Source organism: Mesorhizobium sp. M8A.F.Ca.ET.207.01.1.1 (assembly GCF_004794715.1).
Classification (GTDB): domain Bacteria; phylum Pseudomonadota; class Alphaproteobacteria; order Rhizobiales; family Rhizobiaceae; genus Mesorhizobium.
This window is the reverse complement of record NZ_SRUS01000059.1, coordinates 1-518: the sequence shown is the minus strand read 5'-3', so window position 1 is coordinate 518 and position 518 is coordinate 1. Positions and strand designations below refer to the sequence as shown.

The window sequence follows — 518 nt, the reverse complement described above, 5'->3', positions numbered from 1 at the left end:
ATGCGGTTGCCGGAGAACCAGAAGCAGATGTCAGGGGCGCCGACGACAAGATAGGAGCGGATGGCCGTCTTGTGAGCCTCGTGATCCATGTTGTTTATGACGATCTTGCCGCCGGACTTCGCCTCGAATTCGGTCGCCAGCCGCTGAAGGATCTGACGCTGCTCGACATTGCTGAGATTGGAGATAATCGTGATGTCCTGCGGCTGCGCCAAAGCAGGCAGGCAAAGCCCTCCAGTGGCGGACGCGACAAGCGCCGCGCCGGTGCCTTTCAGGAAACGGCGCCTTGTCGTCGACAACGCGGCGAGCTTGGTTGTCATGGCTTTTATCTCCTCCCTGAGAATAGCCGGATTCCAATTGAACCGAGGCAATGCGTATCGTATGTAGGCAGGATCGGTCAATAGTTAATTTACAAAATTAATAAATGGGGCAGATATGAGGCTCAAGGGCGACCAGCAGACGTCACGCGCCATAAACCGGCGGCTGATCCTCAACCTGCTGCGCCGGGAGGGGGCGATCAG

At 57.1% G+C, this 518-nt stretch carries 1 protein-coding gene; it reads right to left on the bottom strand.

Annotation, left to right across the window (positions count from 1 at the left end):
- Nucleotides 1–317 (bottom strand): twin-arginine translocation signal domain-containing protein (locus EN850_RS33440; protein WP_136092925.1); only part of this gene is annotated, 317 nt, incomplete at its 3' end.
- Nucleotides 318–518 lie beyond the last annotated feature (201 nt).